The following is an 8,632-nucleotide window of genomic DNA, read 5'->3' as shown; positions in this document are numbered from 1 at the left end:
AAAGTGACGAAGGTAAGAAGATTTATGGTCAACGAAAAATCGAGGTCGAACCAGTCTTCGCAGATGTGAAGGCTCATTTGAGGTTTACTCGATTTTCGGTTAGAGGGTTAGATAAAGTAAACAACGAAGTTGGATTGGTCCTAATGGCCATGAATATGATTAAATGGGCCTGAGAAAAGGCCCATATAAACATAGAAATTCGAAAAAACCAGGGCAATGAAAAAATCGACCAGAGAAAAGCAAAAATCACTTTTCTCTGGTCGATTTATTTTGAGTTATGTCCCAAACCCGTTTTTTTGCTTGCTTGTTAAAGTGACTATTGCTATTAAGAAATTGATACAGCACTACAAAATATAATTGTGGATTCTTATTGGGTTTGTTCATGAAGTGAAATATACTGGGTTTGTACATAAAAACGCGAAGGGCGATGAGTGTGATGGCAGAAGAACGAACATTGATCCTAGTTAAACCAGATGGTGTGGCAAACGGACATATCGGGGATGTTATCGACCGATTGGAGCGTAAGCAATATCAGATCAGCGCATTAAAAGTGGTCCAGAAGGCAACTGATGCGCAATTACGGGCGCATTATTCAGATAAGGTCGACAAACCTTACTTTTCAGAAATTACGGATTACATGCAGTCTGGTCCGATTGTCGCAATCGTGGCAACTGGCACGCATATTGTTGATGCATTTCATCAAATGGCGGGTAAGACGAATCCTGATGAAGCGGAACTAGGGACCATTCGTGGTGACTATGGCCGTGCTTGGGAAGACGGCGCCATTCGTAATGTCGTTCACAGCTCTGACAGTCCTGCGGCAGCCGAACGGGAAATCAAAATTTGGTTTCCGGAACTGTAGTTGTTAGTGTACAGAAGTTGTTTAACTTGAATTCTAATCAAAAAAGAGAGACAAATGATTCAAATGCTCGGCGAATCATTTGTCTTTTTTACTGTGAAAAGACTGCTACTGTTTTAATTTATTATATATTCGAACTGGTGCTGGATGCTGCTTGCGGTTGTCAACATTGATACGCCCGCCGTGGGACCGGTTCAAGCTTCCTGAAAACCGGAATCTTTCACCTCGCCGTCAAGCCTCGTGAAGACCGCGAGTCTAGACGACCGTCCGTAACCTAAATTCGGAAAATCACCGAATTACCGTTACCTTCACGGCTCGGTATCAATGTTGACGCCCTTCAGCTGACCTGCCAGTAGTTGGCGCAATGCCGTGGCCTGAAATACTAACGATTTAGGTCACAACGAGACCATTAATTTGATCATAAAGCAGATGGTTTATCTGTTATGCACGGTAGCAAGTTTGCATCGTAATCCCTTGTCCACCAAGATGTCTACGATACTTAGCTTGCTGAAAATCTATATTCGACTGATACTTTGAGCGAGGTGATGAGGGGATGCAAATTGGAATCAAGTTGAAGCAATTGCGACAGCATCAACAGCTGACTCAAGCTGACGTGGCTGATGAATTGAAGCTGTCACGTAAAACTATTTCCAGTTGGGAAAACGATCGTAGCTATCCTGATGTTGCGAGCCTGATTACCTTAAGCGACATCTACCACGTAACGGTAGATGAATTACTCAAGGGGGATCAGAGCATGATTAATCATTTAGTGGAGATAGATCGACAGGCAAAGCGGACAAAGAGGGAACAAGGTTATTATTATTGGATTAACTTGATTTTTCTATTGGCTTATATAGTGTTTAGCATTCCATTTTTATCTTTGCGAGTAACTAGTGGTCTGGAACTATTACTGTTTGCCGCTTGGCTTGCTGTAATTATTACGATGCTTGTTAGTCTCTCGGGCAATTCAGAAAACGTTAAAACGAAAACAATGGTTGATGCCGCAATTATTTTTGTGTTCATGATGGTGTTTATTGATCCGATTTTTTTCCAAAACCTTGCGAACCCAAATATGACTAATGTAACTCATCTTAATGTTATGGCTTATCGAATAGGCTATGGTTTCGGTCAGTTAGCAGGTCCGATTGTTCCCAACTTAAGTGTCATCCTAGCAATCTTAGCCCGACCGTCTTACTTGCGCTTCGGCCGTCACAACTAAATGAATAACACGTTGACCAAACAAACGCGATGACTGATTTTCATGTTCAGTTATCACGTTTTTTATTTTGTTCTTGCGCGACGCGATTAAAGTATGTAAACTCTAAACGGTAATCGTTACTATTTACATATTTTTAGAAAGAGGGATTTCGATGAAGTATTTTCGGCAAGTTTCATTAAGTTTAGTTGCGTTATTGGCAACGATAGTGACGTTGGCTTGGTTGGCGCCACGACAGACGCAGGCCAGCAGTGATGAGAAACCGATTCACGTTGTCGCCAGCGTTGATTTTTACGGGGATGTGGCTAAAGCGGTGCTGGGCAATCATGGCACGGTGACCTCGATTATCAATAGTCCCAGCGTTGATCCGCATGATTTTGAGCCAACGACCAAGGATGGGATTACAGTTTCCAAGGCCAATTTTGTTTTGTACAACGGTATCGGCTATGACACTTGGATGCACAAACTGAATAAGAGTAGCGGTGCTCACAAACAGATGGTGGTCCGTGTTGGTGAAGACGTGCTCCAGAAGAAGACTGGTGACAACGAGCACGTTTGGTACCAGCCGGAGACGATGCCGGAATTAGCGAATTACTTGGCCCAGAAATTCAGTAAGCAGGCGCCGCAATACAAGCATCAGTACGAAGCAAATGCAAAACGGTACATTGCTAGCCTAAAACCGTTACAGCATCAAGTGACTAAATTGAAAGCTAATAGCAAGGGGCAACATGTGGATGTGAGTGAGCCAGTATTCGATTACACGTTAGACGCTTTGGGGTATAAACGAAACAACTCTAAGTTTGAATTGGCGGTTGAAAATGGCACGGACCCATCACCGAAATCGATTAAGCAGATGCAGACGGATATTACGTATCATCGCATTGCGTTCTTCGTTAACAACAGTCAGGCCAGCGACAAAACGGTTAGTGCAATGGTTAGCCTGGCCAAAAAACATCACGTACCAGTTTTGAATGTCACTGAGACGTTGCCGAAGGGACAAACGTATCAGAGCTGGATGATGAAACAGTATCAGGCGCTTGCTAAGATTCAGAATCAAGAAAAGTAATGTTTGAGGAGGATTTTTTGAAAGTGTGCTTAGGTTCCAGTAAGCTTAATTTGATAAGTTTGACGCTTAGCAGGTGACTTAAGCTGATTGGAGGCAACACAGAATGAAAGTTGTTGTGATTGGTGCAGTGGCGGGTGGCCCTTCGTTTGCGACGCGGTTGCGCCGAATCAATGAACAAGCCGAAATCGTCATGTTCGAACGTGGTCCGGAAATTTCGTACGCTGGTTGTGCCTTACCATATTATTTGGGAGGCGTGGTCAAGGATCGTGACGCGCTGATTGAACGGACACCAGAAGCTTTGAAGACCAAGAATAATATTGACGTTCGTGTGCAAAGTGACGTTACCGGGATTGATCCGGATGCTCAGTTGGTCACGGTGCAAACAGCGACAGAAACGTATCAAGAAAGTTATGATGAACTGGTCATTGCCACCGGCGCCCGACCAACGCTACCCGCCATTCCCGGATTGGCAGATGCTGACGATTGTTTTACACTACGAGCCGTAACTGATGCGGATAAAATCAAGGCGTATATGGATCAAAAACATCCCCAACACGTGGCTATTATTGGTGCAGGTGTAGCTGGACTAGAGCTTGCTGACAACCTTACGTTGCGTGGCTTGAAAGTGACGCTGATTGAACAATCCGCTCACGTGGCGTTTCCGTATGACCCGGAAATCGCGACGGTGATTGAGAAAGAATTGACTGATCATCACGTTGCGTTGCGTTTGAACAAAACCGTGGCGGCCGTGCGCAACCATGGCCATCAGCTGATTATGAGTGATGGCACACAATTAACAACGGACATGCTACTGGTGACGACCGGAGTGACACCGAATAATGAAGTGGCCGCTGCCGCTGGACTCAAACTTGCAACGGACGGCCACATTATCGTGAATAATCGCTTGGCGACTAACCTGCCACATGTTTATGCGATTGGAGATGTCATTGAAACAACTAGCTTAATTACAGGTTTGCCAACGCCAAGTATGTTGTCGACGGCGGCTAATCGACAAGGTCATCTTTTAGCGGACATTATCAATGGTGAGCCGCTCACCTACGCGGGTTTTGTTGGCACGAGTGTGGCTAAAGTATTTGATTTAACCGTTAGTTCTGTCGGCTTTACGGCCAATACACTCAATCATTTGGGGATTGACAGTTACGACAGCGCTTTTATCACACCGTATGATATTGCCTACTTTTTCCCGAACGCTTCACGAATTAACTTCAAGTTAATTTATGCGCCCAACACAGGCCGCATTCTTGGTGGCCAAGCAGTTGGTCAACACGGTGTGGACAAACGGATCGGTCAATTATCTGCGGCAATAACGGGTGGCTTAACGGTTGCCGACCTGCCAGACATTGAGGTGCCGTATTCGCCGCCTTTTTCTTCAACGCGCGATGTCATTAACATTGCTGGCTATGTTGCTTTGAACCAGATGCAACAGGTTGGTCAAACAATCAAACTGGATCAACTGACGGATGAGATGAAAGAAAAGGGCGTTTTTCTAGATGTTCGTGAACCAGGTCGTCCGGCAACTGGGTCGGTTTCTGCAACGTTGACCATCCCACTTAGTCAGCTTCGGGATCGCATTGGTGAAATACCAGCTGGCCAACCAGTTTTTCTCACATATCGTCCGGGCCTGAGCAACTATACTGCCGCCAGAATTTTAGCTGGCAATGATATCGAAGCCAAGATAATTGAAGAAATTGATTAGAATTGAGGCCAGTTGACTATCCGCTTTGTGACCCGAAAATAACGTGTTTTAAAGATCGATAGGTCACGTTTCAGCGGCCATTTTGCCAAATTAAATAGCCGAGACCACCCCGTTAACCGTTATCGTAGTTGCGCGTCATTTACAAAGTGCGCTATACTTTGGAAAGTTAAATATTGATGAGTAGACTGTGACGAGATGAGTAACTTTGAATTAATGCTAAGAGAGTCGTGTTTGGTGTAAACGATGATTGTTCAAAGCAAAGATGGTCTTGAAGAAGTCAAACTGGTGACATTTGAAGCCGGTTTCGGTGCACACCGTTAACGTGATGAAGAAGTTTGGTTAACCATTTGTTGGTAAGCCGGCTTAAAGTTGGGTGGCACCACGCGACAGCGTCCTTACATTGATATGTAGGAACGCTGTTTTTTTCATAACTATTTTCATTCATTGTTATTTATTTTTAAACTGACAATCATTAATTTTGCAATTATTGCTGCGCACACTGGTGATTACGTATGGCATACGTAAAAGGGAAAGGGAGTTGTTTTATGAACAATAAGAATCAGTCGTCAAATTCAATTCGAACTGTCGTCGCTACTGGGATTGGTGCAGCCGTCATCTTTGTATTAATGAAGTTTGTTGCCATTCCAATGGGAATTCCTAACACTCAGTTTAATGTTGCTGAAGGTTTTCTAGCCTTGTTGGCAGCTTTATACGGACCGGTTGCTGGCGGTCTTGCTGTATTTATTGGTCACAGTTTGAACGATTTTGTTACCTATGGGTCACCTTGGTGGACTTGGGTAATTACGGATGGTCTAGTCGGCGTTGCCCTTGGGCTGATCAAAAACCGACTGAACGTTACTGGTGGGGCAGTTAAAACGATGAAACTAGTTTGGTTTAACCTTTACCAGATTGTGGTTAATTTTGTCGCATGGGTGTTGATTGCGCCAACTGGCGACGTATTGGTTTATCATGAACCAGCGGCAAAAGTATATCTTCAAGGGGTTACTTCATGGATTGTTAACAGTGTGTCTGTTGCCATCATCGGAACCATCTTGATTGTGTTGTACTCACGGACTCGTGCCCAGCATGGCAGTTTGAAAAAGGAAAAGTAATTCATGGTTGAACCAATCATTTCGTTTAAAGATTTTGGCTTTCAGTATGACAGTCAATCGGAACCAACATTGAAGCATATTAATTTAGACATTTTTCCGGGTGAGAAGGTGTTACTAGCTGGTCCCTCCGGATCGGGAAAGTCGACGTTAGGTCGTTGCATTAACGGCTTGATTCCGCAATCATATCCTGGTGAAATAACCGGTTCGGCTACAGTGGCCGGTCACGATATTAAGGACAGCTCAATTTTTGAACTGTCCTTTAGTGTGGGCACGGTGCTACAGGACCCGGACAGTCAGTTTGTCGGTTTGTCGGTGAAGGAGGATATCGCTTTTTCCCTCGAAAATGACGAACGGAGTCAAACGGAAATGAGGGCTGCCACGAAGAAGTGGGCTGAACGACTGGATCTTAAGCCACTATTAGATCATTCTCCGCAAGGGATTTCTGGCGGTCAAAAACAGCGGGTAGCGATGGCCGGCGTGTTGATTGATGAAAGCAACATTCTGCTGTTTGATGAACCACTGGCCAGTCTGGATCCGGCGTCTGGAAAGGCTTCAATTGAGCTCATTGATCATTTGGCACGACAACAGAATTTAACTGTTGTTATTATTGAGCACCGGCTGGAAGATGTGCTCCAACGGCCAATTGACCGGCTAGTTGTCCTTAAAGATGGCGAAATTGTCGGAAATGACAAACCATCTGCCATCTTAAAAGATTCGTTGATGCAACAGTTAGGCTTACGTGAACCGCTTTATTTGAGCGCACTACAACTTGCAGGTGTTAAACTAGCCGACTGTGAAAACATTGATTCTGTCGAAACCGTTGCCGGGGACAATATCGAATCAGCTCTTCAGAGATGGACCGCTGGCGTTACGCTGCAAGAACCCGCTTTGCCTACAGACCCCTTACTAACATTGAAGAATTTGAATTTTAGTTACAATCGCAATCAACCAGTTATCGATGGTCTGAATTTAACCATTAATCGTGGTGACATGTTGAGCCTAGTCGGCCGTAACGGTACAGGTAAATCGACATTGAGCAACCTCATTACTGGTTTTCTTAAGTTAGATGGTGGTGCGATGAAACTTGAAGGTCAGGATTTAATGCAATTGTCTGTCAAGGAACGCGCGGATCATATTGGCTATATTTTGCAAGATCCCAACCAAATGATTTCCAAAGCGATGATTTTTGATGAAGTTGCTGCGGGCTTGCGCTTGCGCGGATTGACTGACGAAGAGGTTGAGCATCAGGTCAACGGCACACTTAAAGTTTGTGGCTTGTACGAATTCCGTCACTGGCCGATATCAGCGCTCAGTTTTGGTCAGAAGAAGCGGGTGACCATTGCCGCTATTTTGGTGTTGAATCCGGAAATGATTATTCTTGATGAACCAACGGCTGGCCAGGATTTGCGGCATTATACAGAAATGATGAATTTCCTCGAGAAACTGAACCGTGAGCAGCGGGTGACAATTATGTTAATCACCCATGATATGCACCTGATGCTGGAGTATACGCAACGCGCAGTTGTGTTAGCTGACGGCGGTGTGTTGATGGATGCACGACCAGCCGATGTGTTGACAAATGAGGCAGTGATTGAAAAAGCCGCGTTAGCTAAAACAAGCTTGTTCACGTTGGCTGAACGATACCACTTACCATCGGCATTAGATTTTGTCGCTAAGTTTGTTCAAACGGAACGGGAGGTGCGCAGCCATGAATAGCCAGCTGTTAATTGGTTACACGGTCCGTGATACGTTTCTGAACCGGTTGAGTGGCAGTACAAAATTGATTGGTTTTGTTGCCTTGTCGATTATCGGCATGGTGACGTACGATACGCGGTTTCTACTTGGCGTTTTGTTAATATCATTAATACTGTTTCATTTTTCTAAGATTAAGTACCATGAAGTCGCCTTTGTTTTGCAGGTGATCGTTGCGTTTGCCATTTTGAACTTGGTTATGGTCTATGTTTTCGCGCCAAGTTATGGAATTACCATTTATGGTACGCATCACATGATATTAGGTAGCCCAGATCATTACTTCAACTTATCTTGGGAACAACTTTTTTATGAATTTAATTTGTTATTGAAGTACATCTTTGCTGTGCCACTGGCGTTGATTTTTCTGATGACGACTAATCCGAGTGAATTTGCGGCCAGTTTGAACAAAATTGGTGTTTCATACCGGATTAGTTATTCAGTAGCAATTGCGCTGCGATACATTCCGGACGTTCAAAATGATTACCGAACCATCAGCTTGGCTCAACAGGCTCGTGGTTATGAAATTTCACGAAAGGCCAAGCTCATGACACGGGCAAGGGGCGCGGTACAGATTATTATGCCGTTGATTCTTTCCAGCTTGGACCGGATTGAAATTATCAGTCAGGCGATGGAACTGCGTCGGTTTGGGCATAATAAAAAACGGACGTGGTACATGGCACAACCTTTCAAACGAAACGACTACTTGGCTTTGATTATAATTGTGTTGATTGTGCTCGTTGGTATTGCACTATTTAAAGTCAATGGCGGCCGATTCTGGAATCCATTCAAATAATTTATAGGAGAATACGCAATTTTGGGCTGATACCGAAATTGCGTATTTTTTTTGCGTTTTCTGCTTGACCTAAAACCCGTTTCAGAGAATACACTGCGTTTGTAAATGAAATCTAAC

8 protein-coding genes are annotated in these 8,632 nt (G+C 44.2%); all 8 read left to right on the top strand.

The window, feature by feature from the left end; translation table 11 throughout:
- Positions 1-173, top strand: a 173-nt coding sequence (locus G400_RS14635; protein ID WP_155827226.1) for a transposase, incomplete at its 5' end; no start/stop codon positions are given.
- Between the two features lie 263 nt (positions 174-436).
- Entirely contained in the window at positions 437-862 is a 426-nt protein-coding gene (locus G400_RS0106430; protein WP_017260596.1) for a nucleoside-diphosphate kinase, read from the top strand.
- Positions 863-1,412: 550 nt separating this feature from the next.
- Positions 1,413-2,078 (top strand): helix-turn-helix domain-containing protein, encoded by a 666-nt coding sequence (locus tag G400_RS15700; protein ID WP_017260595.1) that lies wholly within the window; start codon positions 1,413-1,415, stop codon positions 2,076-2,078.
- A gap of 151 nt (positions 2,079-2,229) precedes the next feature.
- A complete protein-coding gene (locus G400_RS0106420; RefSeq protein WP_017260594.1) occupies positions 2,230-3,141 on the top strand; it encodes a metal ABC transporter solute-binding protein in 912 nt (303 codons plus the stop codon).
- A gap of 103 nt (positions 3,142-3,244) precedes the next feature.
- Positions 3,245-4,858, top strand: a complete 1,614-nt coding sequence (locus tag G400_RS0106415) for an FAD-dependent oxidoreductase (protein ID WP_017260593.1) — start codon at positions 3,245-3,247, stop codon at positions 4,856-4,858.
- 545 nt (positions 4,859-5,403) lie between these two features.
- Positions 5,404-5,970 (top strand): ECF-type riboflavin transporter substrate-binding protein, encoded by a 567-nt coding sequence (locus G400_RS0106410; RefSeq protein ID WP_017260592.1) that lies wholly within the window; start codon positions 5,404-5,406, stop codon positions 5,968-5,970.
- Positions 5,971-5,973: 3 nt separating this feature from the next.
- Positions 5,974-7,686: an ABC transporter ATP-binding protein gene (locus tag G400_RS0106405; RefSeq protein ID WP_017260591.1), complete on the top strand. Its 1,713-nt coding sequence runs from the start codon at positions 5,974-5,976 to the stop codon at positions 7,684-7,686.
- Positions 7,679-8,515 (top strand): energy-coupling factor transporter transmembrane component T family protein, encoded by an 837-nt coding sequence (locus G400_RS0106400; RefSeq protein ID WP_017260590.1) that lies wholly within the window; start codon positions 7,679-7,681, stop codon positions 8,513-8,515. Before G400_RS0106405 ends, G400_RS0106400 begins: the two co-directional genes overlap by 8 nt.
- Positions 8,516-8,632: the final 117 nt, after the last annotated feature.

Source organism: Furfurilactobacillus rossiae DSM 15814, from assembly GCF_000428925.1.
Lineage (GTDB): Bacteria > Bacillota > Bacilli > Lactobacillales > Lactobacillaceae > Furfurilactobacillus > Furfurilactobacillus rossiae.
Note: the sequence above shows the minus strand (reverse complement) of the source record. Positions and strands in the feature narration are given on the sequence as shown.